Consider the following 19234-nt stretch of genomic DNA (forward strand, 5'->3'; position numbering starts at 1 on the left):
CCGGGCCTAGCCGACGGCCGTGAAGATGTCGATGGAGCCGGACTTGAGGGTCACGATCGCGCGCTTGGTGTCCTTGCGCTTGCCCTGACCGAACTTGGTGCGGCGGGTCTTGCCCGTGCGGTTGAGCGTGTTGATCGACGCGACCTCGACCTTGAAGATCTTCTCGATGGCGAGCTTGATCTCGGTCTTGTTCGAGCGGGGGTCGACGACGAAGGTGTACTTGCCCTCGTCGATCAGGCCGTAGCTCTTCTCGGAGACGACCGGCGCGAGGATGATGTCACGCGGGTCCTTGTTGAACGCGGCGTTGCTCATGCGGAAACCTCTTCCTTCTTGGTCTTCGACGCGACGAACGAGTCGAACGAACCCTTGGTGAAGACGATGTCGTCGGAGACGAGGACGTCGTAGGCGTTCAGCTGGTCTGCAGGCAGCACGTGAACGGTCGGGATGTTGCGGACGCTCTTGAGGCTCAGCTCGTCGGTGCGCTCGAGCACGATCAGCACGTGCTTGGACGTTGCGACGGTCGAGAGGAACTCGACGACGGCCTTGGTCGACGGCGCCTCGCCCTGCGAGAGGGACTCGACGACGTGCACGCGGCCACCGCGGGCGCGGTCCGAGAGAGCGCCGAGCAGAGCCGCGGCGATCATCTTCTTGGGGGTGCGCTGCGAGTAGTTGCGGGGCACCGGTCCGTGGACGATGCCACCACCGGTCATCTGAGGGGCGCGGATCGAACCCTGACGAGCGCGACCGGTTCCCTTCTGCTTGAACGGCTTGCGGCCGGCACCGGAGACCTCACCACGACGCTTGGTCTTGTGGGTTCCCTGGCGGGCGGCGGCGAGCTGGGCGACGACGACCTGGTGGATGAGCGGGATGTTGCTCTGCACGTCGAAGATCTCGGCGGGCAGCTCGACGGAGCCGGACTTCTTGCCGGAGACGTCGAGCACATCGAGCGTGTTAGTTGCGGTAGCCATGAACTACGCCCCCTTCACTGCGTTGCGAACGAAAACGAGGCGGCCCTTGGCACCGGGAACGGCACCCTTGACCAGCAGCAGGCCCTTCTCGGCGTCGACCGAGTGGATGACCAGGTTGAGCACGGTGACGCGCTCGCCACCCATGCGGCCTGCCATGCGCATGCCCTTGAAGACTCGGCTGGGCGTCGAGGACGCACCGATCGAGCCGGGCTTGCGGTGGTTGCGGTGCGAACCGTGCGAAGCGGAGACACCCTTGAAGTTGTGGCGCTTCATGACACCGGCGAAGCCCTTGCCCTTCGAGGTGCCCACGACGTCGACCTTCTGGCCGGCCTCGAAGACGCCCTCGGCGGTGAGCTCCTGGCCGACGGTGTAGTCGGCCGCATCCGCGGTGCGGATCTCGGTGATGTGGCGACGGGGGGTGACACCCGCGGCGTCGAAGTGGCCGGTGGCCGGCTTGTTCACCTTGCGGGGGTCGATCTGACCGGCGGCGATCTGGACGGCCGAGTAGCCGTCGCGCTCCGGGGTGCGGATCTGGGTGACGACGTTCGGGGAGACCTCGACGACGGTCACGGGGATGAGACGGTTGTTCTCGTCCCACACCTGGGTCATGCCGAGCTTCTTGCCGAGCAGGCCCTTGGAAGTCTTAGCGGTGGTAGCCATTGTTATCTACTGGTCCTTCCCGCTCAGAGCTTGATCTCGATGTTGACGTCGGCGGGGAGGTCGAGACGCATGAGCGAGTCGACGGCCTTCGGCGTCGGGTCGATGATGTCGATGAGGCGCTTGTGCGTGCGCATCTCGAAGTGCTCGCGGCTGTCCTTGTACTTGTGGGGCGAACGGATGACGGCTACCACGTTCTTCTCCGTCGGAAGCGGCACGGGGCCGACGACGGTCGCTCCTGCGCGGGTGACCGTGTCGACGATCTTGCGCGCCGAGGTGTCGATGACCTCGTGGTCATACGACTTAAGTCGGATGCGGATCTTCTGTCCCGCCATGTGTGACTCTCTCTCTGTCTCGCGTCATACAGCCTCGACTGCATTGGACGCCCACTGTTCTGCTATCAAGCACCGCGCGCACACACACTTCACCTAGATGAAGGAGGAGGTTGCGATTAAGCTTCGTTCTGCTGCCTGCGGCCTAATCTCGAGGACTATGCACTGCCAAGACAGTGATCAAGGCACGCGCAAGGCGGCCCGAAATGTTGAACTAGACGAGTTTGCCACATCCACGGCCCAGTTGCAACCCGGGCGTGTCGCGGCTCAGTGCCGGTCTCCGGCGGCGCCCCGGAGCACCGCTTCCGCGGCCCGCTCGAGCTCGTCGCCGTAGGAGGGACCATGGCCGACGGCATGCACCGCCAGGGGGAAGAGCTGGTGCAGCGGCACCCGCGAGTGCCAGCCCGGCTTCAGGGGCGCGGCCTTGTCGTACGCCGCCAGGATGTCGTCGAGGAAGGGCGCCCCGAAGAGCACCAGCATCGCCAGGTCGGTCTCCCTGTGTCCGCCGTGGGCCGCCGGGTCGATCAGCACGACGCCGTGCCCGGTCCACATGACGTTGCCCGACCAGAGGTCGCCGTGCAGGCGGGCCGGCGGCTCGCCGTCGTCGAAGATCCCGGACCGGATGAGCTCGCAGGCCCGGACCACGGTCTGGAAGCCGTCGGCGGAGAGGTTGCCGCGCGCGACCGCCTGCTCGGCATAGGGGCGCACCCGCTCCCGAGGGTAGAACTCGCTCCACTCCGACCAGGGCGTGACCGACATCTCCCGTCGGCCGATGAAGCACGGCCCGTCCCACCCCGCGGGCGGGGAGCCGAACGCCGGCGCACCCGCGGCGTGGGTCCGCGCGAGCAGCTCCCCGAACCGGCGGGCCGCCTCCCGGCTCGGGCGGGTCTCGCGCAGCTCGGCCAGCTCGATGGCGCCGGGTCGCACGTCGACGACCTCCACGCACGGCACTCCCCCGGTGTCCGCGAGCCAGGCGAGGCCCGCGGCCTCCGCCTCGTAGAAGCCCTCGGGTGCCGCCGGGTCGCTCTTGGTGAACACGGACTCCACGCTAGGCTCCCCACGTTTCGCACACGTGTCGCCCAGAAGACGTTCCGACGAGGAGGGGCTCCACGATCGTCGTCTACTCGAACAGCAGGGCGCGCAGCTCGGATTCCGGGCGCCGCGGATCGATGATCTCGCCCGCCGCGTAGTGGTCGACGACCCGGGGGTCGACGTAGCTCTTCTTCGCGATGGCCGGGGTGTTGCCGAGCACGGCCGAGGCGTCGCGCATGGCCTGGGTGAGTGCGCGGGCCCGAGCCGTCTTCTTCTCCTCCGGCCCGTGCTTGGCGAGACTCACGGCCGCGGCGATCGTACCGTGCAACGTGCGGAAGTCTTTCGCGGTGAAGTCCCCGCCGGTGCGCTCGCGCACGTACTCGTTGATCTCGGCCGGGTCGACCGGGTGCCAGGTCTTCGTGCCCTCGTTCTTCCACGCGAGCAGCCGGGCCAGCGGCCCCCGGCGTTTGAGGCTCCGCACCACGTGGGCGAGATCCTCGTCCGTGATCTCGGAGGACCACTCCTCGCCGCTCTTGGCCGGGAACTCCAGCTTGACGACGGTGCCGGAGACCGTGGCGTGCTCGCAGAGCAGACTGGTCAGGCCGTAGCTGCCGTGCTGCTGGGCGTAGCGCTCGTTGCCGACCCTCAGCGAGCCGGTGTCGAGCATCCGGAAGCCGGCGGCCAGCACGCGCTCACGCGGATAGCCGTCCTTCCGCAGGTCGATCGTCACGAGTCGGCGTGCCGCGGGGAGGGATTCGGCGAGGGCGAGGGCCCGGTCGTACTTGATCCGGTCCTTCTGCTCGCGCCAGGTCGGGTGGTAGATGTACTGCCGACGGCCCGCCGAGTCGACCCCGGTGGCCTGGATGTGGCCGTTCGCGAACGGGGCGATCCAGACGTCCGTCCAGGCCGGCGGGATGGCGAGGTGCTCGATCCGGGCCCGGAGCTCGGGGTCGGTGACGGTCACCCCCGCGTCGTCGCGGTAGGTGAACCCCCGGCCGGACTTCAGGCGGCGGATCCCCCGTCCCGAGGAATCAGAGCGGCGAAGGCGGGGCATCTCCCCATCTAAGTACGGATGCGCCGATCAGGCTATTCGTTGCCGACGCGCTTGTCGGCGGCCTCGCGCGCGGAGTCGATCTTGTCGTCGTGCGCGCCCCCGGTCACCTTCTTCGCCGCGCCCGAGACGGCGTCGAGCAGCTTGTCGCTGACGTCCTCCGCCTTCTCGCTCTTCAGGGCGTCCTTGACCTTGTCGTCGTTGAGGAATTCCTGGGCCTTCTTGGTGATGTCGTCGAATCCAGCCATGACACCATCGTGCTCCTCCGCCACGTCGAGCAGAAGGGGGAACACGAAAAGGGCCGCACCCGGAGGTGCGGCCCTTCTCTGAACTGCAGGTACTACGTGTTGCAGGTACTACTTGAGGATCTTCGTGACGGTACCGGCACCGACGGTGCGGCCACCCTCACGGATCGCGAAGCCGAGGCCATCCTCCATCGCGATCGGCTGAATCAGCGTGACCGAGATGTCGGTGGTGTCGCCGGGCATGACCATCTCGGTGCCCTCGGGCAGCGTGATGACACCGGTGACGTCCGTGGTACGGAAGTAGAACTGCGGGCGGTAGTTCGTGTAGAAGGGGTTGTGACGGCCACCCTCATCCTTCGACAGGATGTAGGCGGTCCCTTCGAACTCGGTGTGCGGGGTGACCGAACCGGGCTTGACGACGACCTGACCGCGCTCGACGTCCTCGCGCTTGGTGCCGCGGAGGAGCAGACCACAGTTCTCGCCGGCCCAGGCCTCGTCGAGCTGCTTGTGGAACATCTCGATACCGGTGACCGTGGTCTTCTGCGTCGGGCGGATGCCGACGATCTCGACCTCGGAGTTGATGGCGAGGGTTCCACGCTCGGCGCGGCCGGTCACGACGGTTCCACGACCGGTGATCGTGAAGACGTCCTCGATCGGCATCAGGAACGGCTTGTCCTTGTCGCGGATCGGGTCCGGGATGGACTCGTCGACGGCGTCCATGAGGTCGAGGATGGACTGGGTCCACTTCTCGTCACCCTCGAGGGCCTTGAGGCCCGAGACGCGCACGACCGGTGCGTCCTCGTCGAAGTTCTGGCCGGCGAGCAGCTCGCGGACCTCGAGCTCGACGAGCTCCAGGATCTCCTCGTCATCCACCATGTCGGCCTTGTTCAGGGCGACGAGCAGGTACGGCACGCCGACCTGCTTGGCGAGCAGGACGTGCTCACGGGTCTGAGCCATCGGGCCGTCGGTGGCGGCGACCACGAGGATCGCGCCGTCCATCTGAGCAGCACCGGTGATCATGTTCTTGATGTAGTCGGCGTGACCAGGGGCATCCACGTGAGCGTAGTGACGCTTGGGCGTCTCGTACTCGACGTGCGAGATGTTGATCGTGATGCCGCGCTGGCGCTCCTCAGGAGCGGAGTCGATCGACGCGAAGTCGCGCTGAACGTTGGTCGCCGACGGGAACTTGTCCGCCAGGACCTTCGAGATGGCAGCGGTAAGAGTGGTCTTACCGTGGTCAACGTGACCGATCGTTCCGATGTTGACGTGCGGCTTGGTCCGCTCGAACTTGGCCTTAGCCACTAGGTCCTCCTCAGGACTCTCATGCCGGACACCGGGTGCTGGATTGCATCCGGGATCAGGCGGGGGTTTGTTGATACTTTACGCGAACCTACGAGGCCCGCAGAACTCGGGTGTTACTCGCCCTTGTTCTTCTGGATGATCTCGTCGGCCACAGCCTTCGGGACCTCGGCGTAGCTCTCGAAGGTCATCGAGTACACCGCGCGGCCGGAGGTCTTGGACCTCAGGTCGCCGATGTAGCCGAACATCTCCGACAGCGGGACGTGCGCACGGACCACCTTGACGCCGGAAGCGTCTTCCATGGACTGGATCTGGCCACGACGGGAGTTCAGGTCGCCGATCACGTCGCCCATGTACTCCTCGGGCGTACGGACCTCGACGGCCATCAGCGGCTCGAGCAGCACGGGGCTGGCCTTGCGGGCCGCTTCCTTGAACGCCATCGAACCGGCGATCTTGAACGCCATCTCCGAGGAGTCGACGTCGTGCGAAGCACCGTCGAGCAGCGTGGCCTTGACGCCCACCATGGGGTATCCGGCGAGCACGCCGACCTGCAGCGCATCCTGGATACCGGCGTCGACCGAGGGGATGTACTCGCGCGGCACGCGGCCACCCGTGACCTTGTTCACGAACTCGTAGATCGTCTCCGCCGTGACCTCGAGGGGCTCGATGGCGATCTGGATCTTCGCGAACTGGCCGGATCCACCGGTCTGCTTCTTGTGCGTGTAGTCGTGACGCTCGACGGTCTTGCGGATCGTCTCGCGGTAGGCCACCTGTGGCTTTCCGACGTTCGCCTCGACGTTGAACTCGCGCTTCATGCGGTCGACCAGGATGTCGAGGTGGAGCTCGCCCATTCCCTTGATGACCGTCTGGCCGGTCTCCTGGTTCTGCTCCGTGCGGAAGGTCGGGTCCTCCTCAGCGAGCTTCTGGATGGCGACACCCAGCTTCTCCTGGTCGGCCTTGGTCTTCGGCTCGATCGCGACCTCGATCACGGGCTCCGGGAAGGTCATCGACTCGAGCACGATCTGGTTCGACGGGTCGGAGAGGGTGTCACCGGTGGTGGTGTCCTTCAGGCCGATGACCGCGTAGATGTGACCGGCGGTGACCGAGTCGACCGGGTTCTCCTTGTTGGAGTGCATCTGGAAGATCTTGCCGATGCGCTCCTTCTTGCCCTTGGTCGAGTTCATGACCTGTCCGCCGGAGTCGAGGTGACCCGAGTACACGCGGATGTAGGTGAGACGACCGAAGAAGGGGTGCACGGCGACCTTGAACGCGAGGGCCGCGAACGGGTCCTTCGGGTCGGGGTGACGCTCGACGACGATCTCCTCGTCGCGGATGTCGTGACCCTCGGTGGCCGGCACGTCCAGCGGCGACGGCAGGTAGTCGACGACCGCGTCCAGCATCGGCTGCACGCCGCGGTTCTTGAACGCCGAGCCGCAGAGCACGGGGTAGATCTCGCTGTTGACGGTCAGCTTGCGGATGGCGCCCTTGATCTCGGCGACCGTGAGCTCCTCACCGCCGAAGAACTTCTCCAGCAGAGCGTCGTCGGTCTCGGCGACGGTCTCGAGGAGGAGCTGACGGTACTCGTCGGCCTTCTCCTTGAGGTCGGCCGGGATCTCCTCGATCTCGTACTTGGCACCCATCTGCACGTCACCCTTGGCGTCGCCGCGCCAGGTGAGCGCACGCATCTCGACCAGGTCGATGACGCCCTCGAAGGACGACTCGGCACCGATCGGGAGCTGGATCACGAGGGGCTTGGCACCCAGACGGTTGATGATGGTGTCGACCGTGAAGTAGAAGTCGGCGCCCAGCTTGTCCATCTTGTTGACGAAGCAGATGCGGGGCACGTTGTACTTGTCGGCCTGACGCCACACCGTCTCGGACTGGGGCTCGACGCCCTCCTTGCCGTCGAACACGGCGACGGCGCCGTCGAGGACGCGGAGCGAGCGCTCCACCTCGACGGTGAAGTCGACGTGACCGGGGGTGTCGATGATGTTGATCTGGTTCTTGTTCCAGAAACAGGTCGTCGCAGCAGAGGTGATCGTGATGCCACGCTCCTGCTCCTGCGCCATCCAGTCCATCGTGGCAGCGCCGTCGTGGACCTCACCGATCTTGTGCGTGATTCCCGTGTAGAACAGGATGCGCTCGGTCGTGGTGGTCTTGCCGGCATCGATGTGAGCCATGATGCCGATGTTGCGGACCTTGTTCAGGTCGGTGAGCACGTCCTGTGCCACGGATTTCCTCCGAAAGGTAAAGAGTTGAGGCGACGAACGAGGTTCGGACTACCAGCGGTAGTGCGCGAAGGCCTTGTTCGACTCGGCCATCTTGTGGGTGTCTTCGCGACGCTTGACAGCGGCGCCCAGACCGTTCGACGCGTCGAGGATCTCGTTGGTGAGACGCTCGGTCATCGTCTTCTCGCGGCGGGCCTTGGCGTAGGTGGTGAGCCAGCGGAGCGCGAGGGTGTTGGCGCGGTGAGGCTTGACCTCGATCGGCACCTGGTAGGTCGAACCACCGACGCGGCGGCTGCGGACCTCGAGCGTGGGGCGCACGTTGTCGAGCGCCTTCTTCAGCGTGACGACCGCGTCCTGGCTGTTCTTGGCCGAGACACCCTCGAGCGCGTCGTAGACGATGCGCTCAGCGGTGGCCTTCTTGCCGTCGAGCAGGATCTTGTTGACCAGCTGGCTGACGATCGGGGCGCCGTAGACGGGGTCGGCGACAACGGGACGCTTCGGGGCGGGACCCTTGCGAGGCATTACTTCTTCTCCATCTTCGCGCCGTAACGGCTGCGAGCCTGCTTGCGGTTCTTCACGGCCTGCGTGTCGAGCGCGCCGCGGATGATCTTGTAGCGAACGCCGGGGAGGTCCTTCACACGACCGCCGCGCACGAGCACCATCGAGTGCTCCTGCAGGTTGTGGCCCTCACCGGGGATGTAAGCGGTGACCTCGGTGCCGTTCGACAGCTTGACGCGGGCGACCTTGCGAAGCGCGGAGTTCGGCTTCTTGGGGGTGGTGGTGTACACACGGGTGCACACGCCGCGCTGCTGGGGGTTGGCCTTGAGGGCGGGCGCCTTGGTCTTGGTGACCTTCGGGGTGCGACCCTTGCGGACCAACTGCTGAATGGTTGGCACTACTTACTCCTTGTATTCGTCACGCTCAGTGTCTGTCGGGCACGGACATCCGGAACCCGTTCGTTCACGCCCTGCGCACGCCGTTGGTGGCGTGTCGGGTTCGTTTGGACCCACCGGCGGTACAAAATGGCTCTGGTATCGCTGGTTGGAAGAGCGGTGGAGACTTTTCAGTCTTACTTTGCTCGAAAATCTGGGCATGCAAGTATGCACACACCCGGAAAATAATAGCTTCTGAAACCGTCCCGGTCAAATGACGCCCGGTCGGATGACGAGGGGACGGGACCTGGTGATGCTACCAGGTCGTGCTGGGCGCCGCAGGATCGCGGAGCGCCTCCTCGCGTTCCCGCGCCTCGCGCTGCGCGGCGTCGAACTCCTCGCGCGCCGTCAGGTTGCGGGCCTTGACCCGGCGGCCGCGGAGGGCGATGAACGCTCCCGTCCAGATCGCGGCCTCGCGGGCGACGATCGCCGCGGCCAGGGTGAGCGGATCCATGGTGAGCGAGCGCACGAAGTCGTACTGCTCCTGGGGCTGCCAGGCCCAGGCCTGGACGTGGATGAGGGCGCCGGCGAGGGAGCCGAAGTAGACGAGCACGGCCACGAGGAAGCCGCCGAGCACGTAGGCCCACCAGCCCGCCCGGTTCACGATCAGCACGATCAGGATGAGGGCCAGCGCGAACACCACGACCGGGACGATGAAGGCGGCGCTCAGGAGGAAGGAGGTGAAGGCCGAGACCGCAGCCGAACCGCTGAGGTTGGCCAGGATGATGAGGAACGCGACGCCGGCGTAGACGATGCCGAACAGCACGGTGCCGGCGAGGGCGATCAGGCTGCCGGCGCCGCGGTTGCCCTTCGCCCGCGGCGGGACGGGCGCGACGAGGGGCTGGGGCGCCGCCAGGTAGGCGGGGAAGGTCTCACCGGGCGCGGTCGGGCCCGTGGCCGCACGGCCGTCGGCACCGACGGGTGCGGTCGAGCCGTAGGCCGCCGCCGCGGCGGGGGCGTAGGCGGCCGCGGGGTAGGGGGTGCGCTCGGGTTCGGGCTCCGAGGGACGCAGAGCCTCGCGAGGGGACTCCTCGGCCGGCTCGGAAGCGGTCACGTAGGGGCCGCCCTGGGGCTGGCGGTCGTAGGCCTGGACGTCCGGGTCGGAGATCGGGGATCCGCTCTCTCCGACGACGTACGGGCCGCCGATCGGGTCGCGGGTCGTGGCGCCGGACGTCTCCTCGCGACGCTCTTCCGCGCGATCCTCGTCGCGGGACGCCGCCTCCGCACGCTCGATCGCGGCGTCGTCGGCGGGCATCCGGATCGGCTCGGGGATGACGACGGCCGGGCCGGCCGGGGCATCCCACGCGGGCATGTCGGGCAGACGCTGACCGGTGGCGGGCTCGACGGACCCGGCGGCGCCCTCGCGGGCCTCGTGCTCGTCCGCGGACCGCTCGGGGTCGATGAGGCGCCCTTCGGAATCCCGCATCGGGAACTCCGGCTGATCGCTCTGACGGTCGTCGGTGCTCATCTGGCTGCTCCTCACGGCCCGGGTGGCCTGTCCGCGCCCCGGAGGGGTGCTGGCGACACTCTAACAACGGGTCGGGCCGCGGTCGGGGATGCGGGGCCGGGGAACACGCAGACCGCTCCGGACGTTCTGATCGGCATGGACAGTCCCCTCCCCCGCCGCACCCGGGTCGTGATCATCGGCGCGGGCCAGGCCGGCCTCTCGGTGGCGTACCACCTGCAGCGCCGGGGGCTCCGCCCCGGAGAGGACCTCGTGATCCTGGACCGCGGGCCCGGCACCGGTGGCGCGTGGCAGTTCCGCTGGGAGTCGCTGCGACTCGGAGACGCCCACCGCGTGAACGACCTCCCGGGCATGGCCGAGCTCGGCCTGAGCTTCGAGACGGCGGATGCGTCGGTGCCGGCCCGCGAGGTCGTCGCCGACTACTACCGCCGGTTCGAGGAGGCCTACGGGCTCGACGTCCGTCGTCCGGTCGCCGTGACGGCCGTGGAGGATGCCGGCGACCGGCTCCGCGTGGTCACCGACCAGGGCGTGATCGAGGCCGAGGCCGTGGTCAACGCCAGCGGCACCTGGGGGGCGCCCTTCCGGCCACGGGTGCGCGGCGACGAGACCTTCCTCGGCCGGCAGTGGACCACGGTCGACTACGTCGACGCCGAGGACTTCCGCGACCGCCGGGTCGTCGTGGTCGGCGGCGGGACGTCGGCGGTCGGGTTCGTGCGCGAGCTGGAGGGCGTGGCCGCGGCGACCACGTGGGTCACCCGCCGCACCGTGGAGTTCGTGGAGGGCGACGGGCTCGCTCAGGAGAACGGCATCGCGGCGGTCGCGGCGCAGGACGAGGCGGCCCGCCAGGGCCTTCCCCTGCCCAGCATCGTCAGCGGCACGAAGCTGGTGGCGACACCCGCGATCCGGGCCGCGATCGATCGCGGGGCGCTAGCCGCGCATCCGATGTTCACCTCGGTCGAGCCGGAGGGCGTGCGATTCGCCGACGGCTCGTTCGTGCCCGCCGACGACATCATCTGGGCCACGGGGTTCCGGGCCGAGCTCAAGCACCTGGCCCCGCTGCACCTGCGCGAGCACGCGGGTGGGATCGCGGTCGAGCGCGGCCGCGTGACGCGCGAGCCCCGCCTCTTCCTGGCCGGCTACGGCCCCCAGGCCTCCACGATCGGCGCGAACCGCGCCGGCCGCCTGGTAGCCGCCCAGGTCCTCGCCCTCTTGACCGGCGCCGGGCGGGACTGAGAGCGGCGGGCCGTACTCGCCGACCCAGGGTGAGCGCGCGGCCGCGCCAGCGACCGCACGCGAACATGTCGCTTCGCGCCGGGCGGGGACCGGCGCGAACGGCAAAGGGCCCCTCACCGCAGGTGAGAGGCCCTTTGACGCAGCTAGCACCTACTAGTTGTAGGTACCGGGGGTGTAGTCGTCGCTCGAGAAGCTGTCGAAGTCGACGAACGAGAGATCCGCCTCCGAGAACACCGAGTCATCCGTGAAGATGCGGTTCGGGTAGCGCTCGGCCTTGGCCTCTTCGGTCGCCTCGACGGTGACGTCGCGGTACTTCTGGAGACCGGTACCGGCCGGGATCAGCTTTCCGATGATCACGTTCTCCTTCAGGCCCACCAGCGGGTCGGACTTGCCTTCCATGGCGGCCTGCGTGAGAACACGCGTGGTCTCCTGGAACGACGCGGCCGACAGCCACGACTCGGTCGCGAGGGACGCCTTGGTGATACCCATGACCTCCTGGCGAGCCGATGCGGGCTTCTTGCCCTCGGCGACAGCGGCGCGGTTCACCTCGGTGTACCGCGACCGGTCGACGAGCTCACCCGGCAGCAGATCGGTGTCGCTGTGCTCGACGACGGTGACCTTGCGGAGCATCTGTCGGACGATGACCTCGATGTGCTTGTCGTGGATCGGGACACCCTGCGAGCGGTAGACGCCCTGCACACCGCCGACGAGGTGCTTCTGCACCTCGCGGACGCCCTTGACACGAAGGACCTCCTTCGGGTCGACGGCGCCGACGATGAGCTGCTGCCCGAGCTCGACGTGCTGCCCGTCCTCGATGAGGAGGGTCGCACGCTTGAGCACCGGGTAGGCGATCGGCTCGTCGCCGTTGTCGGGCGTGAGGATCACCTTGCGGCTGCGGTCGGTGTCTTCGATCGTGACGCGACCGGCGGCCTCGACGATGGGCGACGCACCCTTGGGGGTACGGGCCTCGAAGAGCTCCTGCACGCGGGGAAGACCCTGCGTGATGTCGTCGGCCGAAGCCGATCCACCGGTGTGGAAGGTACGCATCGTGAGCTGGGTACCGGGCTCACCGATCGACTGGGCCGCGATGATGCCGACGGCCTCGCCGATGTCGACGAGCTTGCCCGTGGCGAGCGAGCGGCCGTAGCAGGCCGCACACACACCGACGGCCGACTCGCAGGTCAGGACCGAACGCACCTTGATGGTGCGGACGCCCGCGGCGACCAGCTTGTCGATCAGCACATCTCCGACGTCGTCTCCGGCCTCGGCCACGACCTCGCCGGCCTCGTTCACCGCGTCAGCGGCGAGCGAGCGGGCGTAGACCGAGTTCTCGACGTTGTCGTCGCGGGTCCAGACGCCGTCGGCGCCCTCGATCGCGATCGGCAGGTCGAGACCACGCGTCGTGCCGCAGTCGGGCTCGCGGATGATGACATCCTGCGAGACGTCGACGAGACGACGGGTCAGGTAGCCCGAGTCGGCCGTACGGAGAGCCGTGTCGGCCAGACCCTTACGAGCACCGTGGGTCGCGATGAAGTACTCCGCCACCGACAGTCCCTCGCGGTACGAGGAGATGATCGGACGAGGGATGATCTCACCCTTCGGGTTGTTCACGAGGCCTCGCATGCCGGCGATGTTGCGCACCTGCAGCCAGTTACCGCGAGCACCCGAGGTGACCATGCGGTTGATCGTGTTGTCGACCGGGAAGTTCGCGCGCATGGCTGCGGCGACCTCGTCGGTGGCCTTCGTCCAGATCTGGATGAGCTCCTGGCGACGCTCGAGGTCGGTCGTGAGACCCTTCTCGAACTGCGCCTGGACCTTGGCGGCCTGCTTCTCGTAGCCCGCGACGATCTCCCGCTTGGTGGGAGGCGTCAGGATGTCCGAGAGCGCGACGGTCACACCGGAACGCGTGGCCCAGTAGAAACCGGCGTCCTTGATGCGGTCCAGCGACGCGGCGACCTCCACCTTGGGGTAGCGCTCCGCGAGGTCGTTGACGATCGCGGAGATCGCGCCCTTGTCGGCGACCTGCTGCATGTACGGGTAGTCCGCCGGCAGCGCCTCGTTGAACAGCGCGCGACCGAGGGTGGTCTCGACGAGCACGGGCCCGCCGGTGTAGCCCTCGGGGCCTTCGCCCTCACCGAAGTGGACGTCGTTCATCCGGATCTTGACCAGCGCGTTGAGGTCGAGCGAACCCTGGTCCTTGGCGAGGATCGCCTCGGACACGGTGGAGAACGCACGGCCCTCGCCGATCGCGCCTTCCTTGATCGTCGTCAGGTGGTGCAGACCGATGATCATGTCCTGCGTGGGCAGGGTCACCGGGCGGCCGTCGGACGGCTTCAGGATGTTGTTCGACGCGAGCATCAGGATGCGGGCCTCGGCCTGGGCCTCGACCGACAGCGGCAGGTGGACGGCCATCTGGTCACCGTCGAAGTCCGCATTGAACGCGGCGCAGACGAGCGGGTGCAGCTGGATCGCCTTGCCCTCGACGAGCTGAGGCTCGAAGGCCTGGATGCCGAGGCGGTGCAGCGTCGGTGCGCGGTTCAGCAGCACGGGGCGCTCGCGGATGATCTCCTCGAGCACGTCCCACACCTGCGGACGGCTGCGCTCGACCATGCGCTTCGCGGCCTTGATGTTCTGAGCGTGGCTCAGGTCGATCAGGCGCTTGATCACGAACGGCTTGAACAGCTCCAGCGCCATCTGCTTGGGCAGACCGCACTGGTGCAGCTTGAGCTGCGGACCGACGATGATGACCGAACGGCCCGAGTAGTCGACGCGCTTTCCGAGCAGGTTCTGGCGGAAACGACCCTGCTTTCCCTTGAGCATGTCGCTCAGGGACTTCAGGGCGCGGTTGCCGGTACCCGTGACGGGACGACCGCGGCGGCCGTTGTCGAACAGGGCGTCGACGGCCTCCTGCAGCATCCGCTTCTCGTTGTTGACGATGATCTCGGGAGCGCCGAGGTCGAGCAGTCGACGGAGACGGTTGTTGCGGTTGATCACGCGGCGGTACAGGTCGTTCAGGTCGCTGGTCGCGAAGCGGCCACCGTCCAGCTGCACCATCGGGCGCAGCTCCGGCGGGATCACCGGGACGACGTCGAGCACCATGGCGGCCGGCGAGTTGCCGGTGGCCAGGAAGGAGCTCACCACGCGCAGACGCTTGATGGCACGGATCTTCTTCTGACCCTTGCCCTCGGCGATCTGCAGGCGGAGGTTCTCGCCTTCGGTCGCGAGGTCGAAGGCCTCGAGGCGCTTCTTGATGGCCTCGGCGCCCATGTAGGCCTCGAAGTACATGCCGTAGCGGTCCTGCAGCTCGTGGAAGATCGCGTCCTCGGGCTTGAGCTCGCCGACCTTGAGGTTGCGGAAGTCCTCCCAGACGCGCTCGAGCTGGGAGATCTGGTCGTCGTAGGCCTTGCGGGTCTGCGACATCTCCTTCTCGGCGCCATCCTTCGTGCGGCGCTTCTGGTCGGCCTTGGCGCCCTCGTTCTCGAGGTCGGCGAGGTCGGTCTCCAGACGCGACAGACGGTCGGCGATGCGGGCATCGCGCTGGTCGGCCAGCGTCTTGATCTCGAGGCGCAGCTCGTTCTCGAGGCCGGGCATGTCTTCGTGACGGCCGTCCTCATCCACCGAGATGATCATGTACGCGGCGAAGTAGATGACCTTCTCGAGGTCCTTCGGCGCCATGTCGAGCAGGTAGCCCAAGCGCGACGGGACGCCCTTGAAGTACCAGATGTGCGTGACCGGGGCGGCGAGCTCGATGTGGCCCATGCGCTCGCGGCGCACCGACGACTTCGTGACCTCGACACCGCAGCGCTCACAGACGATGCCCTTGAAGCGCACTCGCTTGTACTTGCCGCAGGAGCACTCCCAGTCACGGCTCGGTCCGAAGATCTGCTCTCCGAAGAGGCCGTCCTTCTCGGGCTTCAGCGTGCGGTAGTTGATGGTCTCGGGCTTCTTGACCTCACCGTGCGACCACTTGCGGATGTCGTCGGCCGTTGCGAGGCCGATCCGCAGCTCATCAAAAGTTGTTACGTCGAGCAATTTTCCTTCTCTCCTGGAAAAAGTCTTCTAGTGGTTGCCGGCTCAGATGTCGTCGATGGACGACGACTCGAAGCGGCTGGAGATGTTGATGCCGAGCTCTTCGGCGGCACGGAAGACCTCGTCGTCCGTGTCGCGGAGGCTGACCGCGGTGCCGTCTGCCGACAGCACCTCGACGTTCAGGCAGAGCGACTGCATCTCCTTGATGAGCACCTTGAAGGATTCGGGGATACCCGGCTCCTGGATGTTCTCGCCCTTGACGATCGCCTCGTACACCTTCACGCGGCCGAGGATGTCGTCCGACTTGATGGTCAGGAGCTCCTGCAGGGCGTAGGCGGCACCGTATGCCTCGAGCGCCCACACCTCCATCTCGCCGAATCGCTGTCCACCGAACTGCGCCTTACCACCCAGCGGCTGCTGCGTGATCATGGAGTACGGACCGGTCGAACGCGCGTGGATCTTGTCGTCGACCAGGTGGTGCAGCTTCAGGATGTACATGTAGCCGACCGACACCGGCTCCGGGTACGGCTCGCCGGAGCGGCCGTCGAACAGCTGCGTCTTTCCGGTCGAGTCGATCAGGCGCTCACCGTCGCGGGTGAGGGTCGTCGAGTCGAGCAGACCGGCGATCTCCTCCTCCGAGGCACCGTCGAACACCGGGGTGGCGACCTTGGTGCCGGGAGCAGCGGAACGCGCCTGCTCGGGCAGGCTCGCGGCCCACTTCGGCTTGCCGTCGACCTCCCAGCCCTGCTTCGCGATCCACCCGAGGTGGGTCTCGAGCACCTGGCCGAAGTTCATCCGGCCAGGGATGCCCATCGGGTTCAGGACGATGTCGACCGGGGTCCCGTCAGCGAGGAACGGCATGTCCTCGACCGGAAGGATCTTGGAGATGACGCCCTTGTTGCCGTGACGGCCGGCGAGCTTGTCGCCCGCGGTGATCTTGCGCTTCTGGGCGATGTAGACCACGACGCGCTGGTTGACGCCCGAGCCGAGCTCGTCGTCGTTCTCGGCGGAGAACTCCTTGACGGCGATGATCGTGCCCTCTTCACCGTGAGGCACCTTGAGGCTCGTGTCACGGACCTCGCGGGACTTCTCGTTGAAGATGGCGCGCAGCAGGCGCTCCTCGGCGGAGAGCTCGGTCTCGCCCTTCGGCGTGACCTTGCCGACGAGGATGTCGCCGGGGCGGACCTCGGCGCCGATGCGGATGATGCCGCGCTCGTCGAGGTCGGCCAGCAGCTCCGGGCTGACGTTGGGGAGGTCACGGGTGATCTCCTCCTTGCCGAGCTTGGTGTCGCGGGCGTCGACCTCGTACTCCTCGATGTGGATCGAGGACAGCACGTCGTCCTTCACCAGGTTCTGGCTCAGGATGATCGCATCCTCGAAGTTGTGACCCTCCCACGGCATGAACGCCACGAGGAGGTTCTTGCCGAGCGCGAGCTCGCCGTTCTCGGTGGCCGGGCCATCCGCGATGACCTGACCGACCTCGATCCGCTCACCCTCGGAGACGATGACGCGGTTGTTGTACGACGTGCCCTGGTTGGAGCGGTCGAACTTGCGGAGGTAGTAGGTCTCCGAGCCGCCCTCGTCGAGCATCACGGTGACGGAGTCGGCCGAGACCTCCTCGACGACACCGGCGCCGTTCGCGGTGACCACGTCACCGGCGTCGATGGCTGCGAAGCCCTCCATACCGGTTCCGACCAGCGGCGACTCCGAACGGAGCAGCGGCACGGCCTGACGCTGCATGTTCGCACCCATGAGGGCGCGGTTCGCGTCGTCGTGCTCGAGGAACGGGATGAGGGAGGTCGCGACCGACACCATCTGGCGCGGCGAGACGTCCATGTACCCGATGTCCTCGGCGGGGAACAGGTCGACCTCGCCACCCTTCTTACGGGCGAGCACGCGGCCCTCGGCGAACTTCGCGTCCGCGGTCAGCGGGGCGTTCGCCTGGGCGACGATGTACTCGTCCTCCTCGGAAGCGGTGAGGTAGTCGATGTTCGCCGTGACCACGCCGTCGACGACGCGACGGTACGGGGTCTCGATGAAACCGAAGGAGTTGATGCGCGCGAAGGACGCGAGCGAGCCGATCAGGCCGATGTTCGGGCCTTCCGGGGTCTCGATCGGGCACATGCGGCCGTAGTGCGACGGGTGGACGTCGCGGACCTCGACGCCGGCACGCTCACGGGACAGACCACCCGGGCCCAGCGCGGAGAGACGACGCTTGTGCGTCAGACCCGCGAGGGGGTTGTTCTGGTCCATGAACTGGCTGAGCTGCGAGGTTCCGAAGAACTCCTTGATCGCGGCGACGACGGGGCGCACGTTGATCAGGGTCTGCGGGGTGATGGCCTCGATGTCCTGCGTGGTCATGCGCTCGCGGACGACGCGCTCCATCCGGGACAGACCCGTGCGGACCTGGTTCTGGATGAGCTCGCCGACGGCGCGGATGCGACGGTTGCCGAAGTGGTCGATGTCGTCCACGTCGAGACGGATGTCGACCTTCTTGCCGTCGCGCACGCCCGGGAGCTGCGTCTGGTTGTCGTGCAGCGCGACCAGGTACTTGATCGTCGCGATGATGTCCTGGTTGGTGAGGACCGAGTCGGACAGCGGCGCGTCGATGCCGAGCTTGCGGTTGATCTTGTAACGACCCACCTTCGCCAGGTCGTAGCGCTTGGGGTTGAAGTAGAAGTTGTCCAGCAGCGCACGCGCGGCCTCGGCGGCGACCTGCTCGCCCGGGCGGAGCTTGCGGTAGATGTCCTTCAGCGCCTCTTCCTTGGTGAGGATCGAGTCCTTCTCCAGGGTGGCCTCGATCGAGGCGTAGCCCTTGAACTCCTCGAGGATCTCTTCGGAGGTCAGGCCCAGGGCCTTCAGGAACACGGTGACCGACTGCTTGCGCTTGCGGTCGATGCGGACGCCGACCTGGTCGCGCTTGTCGATCTCGAACTCGAGCCAGGCACCGCGGCTCGGGATGATGCGCGCGGAGTAGATGTCCTTGTCGGACGTCTTCTCGGGGGTGCGCTCGAAGTACACGCCGGGGGAACGGACCAGCTGCGACACGACGACACGCTCGGTGCCGTTGATGATGAACGTGCCCTTCTCGGTCATGAGCGGGAAGTCGCCCATGAAGACCGTCTGGGTCTTGATCTCACCGGTCTGGTGGTTCATGAACTCGGCCTCGACGTAGAGGGGAGCCGCGTAGGTCTTGCCGCGCTCCTTGCACTCGTCGATGGTGTACTTCTCGGGCTCGAGGAACGGGCTCGTGAAGCTGAGCTGCATGGTCTCGCCGAGGTCTTCGATGGGAGAGATCTCCTCGAAGATCTCATCGAGACCCGAACGGCTCGGCAGGTCTTGACGACCGGCCTTCTTGGCATCGGCGACGCGTGCCTTCCACACGTCGTTCCCGACCAGCCAGTCGAAGCTCTCGGTCTGCAGAGCGAGCAGATCCGGAACGGTCAGGGTGTCGGTGATCTTGGCGAACGAGAGCCGCGATGCGGCCCGGCCGTTCTTGGGTGAAGTGGTGGTTGCGTTGCGCGCAGCAGCCAAGGAAATAACCTCCGTGGGCCCCGTCGGGCCATGCGTTACTTACGGTCGATGTGTGTCGAGAACTCCCGAGATATGGTCCGAACCCGCAATATGGTTCTAGAGTGTTGCTGCGCGGTAGAGTGTGAATTCCTCCGCGCGGCTGCCGACCACAATATGAAGGCATGATTGTTCTGGGAGCGCAAAGAACAATCATATGTGTCTACGACACGCCTGTCCAGTCGAATTCTTG

The 19234-nt window shown here is 66.8% G+C and carries 15 protein-coding genes; 1 reads left to right on the forward strand and 14 read right to left on the reverse strand.

Annotation, left to right across the window (positions count from 1 at the left end; translation table 11 throughout):
* Positions 1-6 precede the first annotated feature (6 nt).
* From rplW to AC59HU_RS14000, 12 genes are all read right to left on the reverse strand, one after another.
* On the reverse strand, positions 7-312 hold the full coding sequence (gene rplW / locus AC59HU_RS13945; RefSeq protein WP_497224024.1) for a 50S ribosomal protein L23: 306 nt from the start codon (positions 310-312) through the stop codon (positions 7-9).
* Positions 309-968, reverse strand: a complete 660-nt coding sequence (gene rplD, locus AC59HU_RS13950) for a 50S ribosomal protein L4 (protein ID WP_497224025.1) — start codon at positions 966-968, stop codon at positions 309-311. Before rplD ends, rplW begins: the two co-directional genes overlap by 4 nt.
* Before the next feature lie 3 nt (positions 969-971).
* Complete coding sequence (gene rplC / locus AC59HU_RS13955) at positions 972-1628, reverse strand: 50S ribosomal protein L3 (protein WP_497224026.1); 657 nt, start codon at positions 1626-1628, stop codon at positions 972-974.
* A 23-nt stretch (positions 1629-1651) separates the two neighbouring features.
* Entirely contained in the window at positions 1652-1960 is a 309-nt protein-coding gene (gene rpsJ / locus AC59HU_RS13960; protein ID WP_022895514.1) for a 30S ribosomal protein S10, read from the reverse strand.
* Between the two features lie 264 nt (positions 1961-2224).
* Positions 2225-2995, reverse strand: coding sequence for a fructosamine kinase family protein (locus tag AC59HU_RS13965; RefSeq protein ID WP_497224027.1), 771 nt, complete (start codon positions 2993-2995; stop codon positions 2225-2227).
* Between the two features lie 82 nt (positions 2996-3077).
* Positions 3078-4043, reverse strand: coding sequence for a DNA topoisomerase IB (locus AC59HU_RS13970; RefSeq protein ID WP_497224028.1), 966 nt, complete (start codon positions 4041-4043; stop codon positions 3078-3080).
* A 32-nt stretch (positions 4044-4075) separates the two neighbouring features.
* The gene (locus AC59HU_RS13975) at positions 4076-4288 is read right to left on the reverse strand and encodes an antitoxin (RefSeq protein ID WP_497224029.1); all 213 of its coding nucleotides are present in this window, start codon (positions 4286-4288) and stop codon (positions 4076-4078) included.
* 108 nt (positions 4289-4396) lie between these two features.
* On the reverse strand, positions 4397-5587 hold the full coding sequence (gene tuf / locus AC59HU_RS13980) for an elongation factor Tu (protein WP_497224030.1): 1191 nt from the start codon (positions 5585-5587) through the stop codon (positions 4397-4399).
* A gap of 113 nt (positions 5588-5700) precedes the next feature.
* On the reverse strand, positions 5701-7815 hold the full coding sequence (fusA, locus tag AC59HU_RS13985; RefSeq protein WP_497224031.1) for an elongation factor G: 2115 nt from the start codon (positions 7813-7815) through the stop codon (positions 5701-5703).
* Between the two features lie 48 nt (positions 7816-7863).
* Positions 7864-8334, reverse strand: a complete 471-nt coding sequence (rpsG, locus tag AC59HU_RS13990) for a 30S ribosomal protein S7 (RefSeq protein WP_066041196.1) — start codon at positions 8332-8334, stop codon at positions 7864-7866.
* Entirely contained in the window at positions 8334-8708 is a 375-nt protein-coding gene (rpsL, locus tag AC59HU_RS13995) for a 30S ribosomal protein S12 (protein ID WP_056734914.1), read from the reverse strand. The genes rpsG and rpsL overlap by 1 nt, the downstream gene beginning before the upstream one ends.
* Before the next feature lie 292 nt (positions 8709-9000).
* Entirely contained in the window at positions 9001-10212 is a 1212-nt protein-coding gene (locus tag AC59HU_RS14000) for a DMT family transporter (RefSeq protein WP_497224032.1), read from the reverse strand.
* 135 nt (positions 10213-10347) lie between these two features.
* Here AC59HU_RS14000 and AC59HU_RS14005 point away from each other — a divergent pair, with 135 nt between their 5' ends.
* On the forward strand, positions 10348-11442 hold the full coding sequence (locus AC59HU_RS14005) for an FAD-dependent oxidoreductase (protein WP_497224033.1): 1095 nt from the start codon (positions 10348-10350) through the stop codon (positions 11440-11442).
* 153 nt (positions 11443-11595) lie between these two features.
* On the opposite strand, the gene rpoC is transcribed toward AC59HU_RS14005, so the two are convergent.
* Entirely contained in the window at positions 11596-15474 is a 3879-nt protein-coding gene (gene rpoC / locus AC59HU_RS14010) for a DNA-directed RNA polymerase subunit beta' (protein ID WP_497224034.1), read from the reverse strand.
* Positions 15475-15516: 42 nt separating this feature from the next.
* Positions 15517-19005: a DNA-directed RNA polymerase subunit beta gene (gene rpoB / locus AC59HU_RS14015; RefSeq protein WP_497224035.1), complete on the reverse strand. Its 3489-nt coding sequence runs from the start codon at positions 19003-19005 to the stop codon at positions 15517-15519.
* Positions 19006-19234 lie beyond the last annotated feature (229 nt).

Source organism: Herbiconiux sp. 320_LB, from assembly GCF_059691755.1.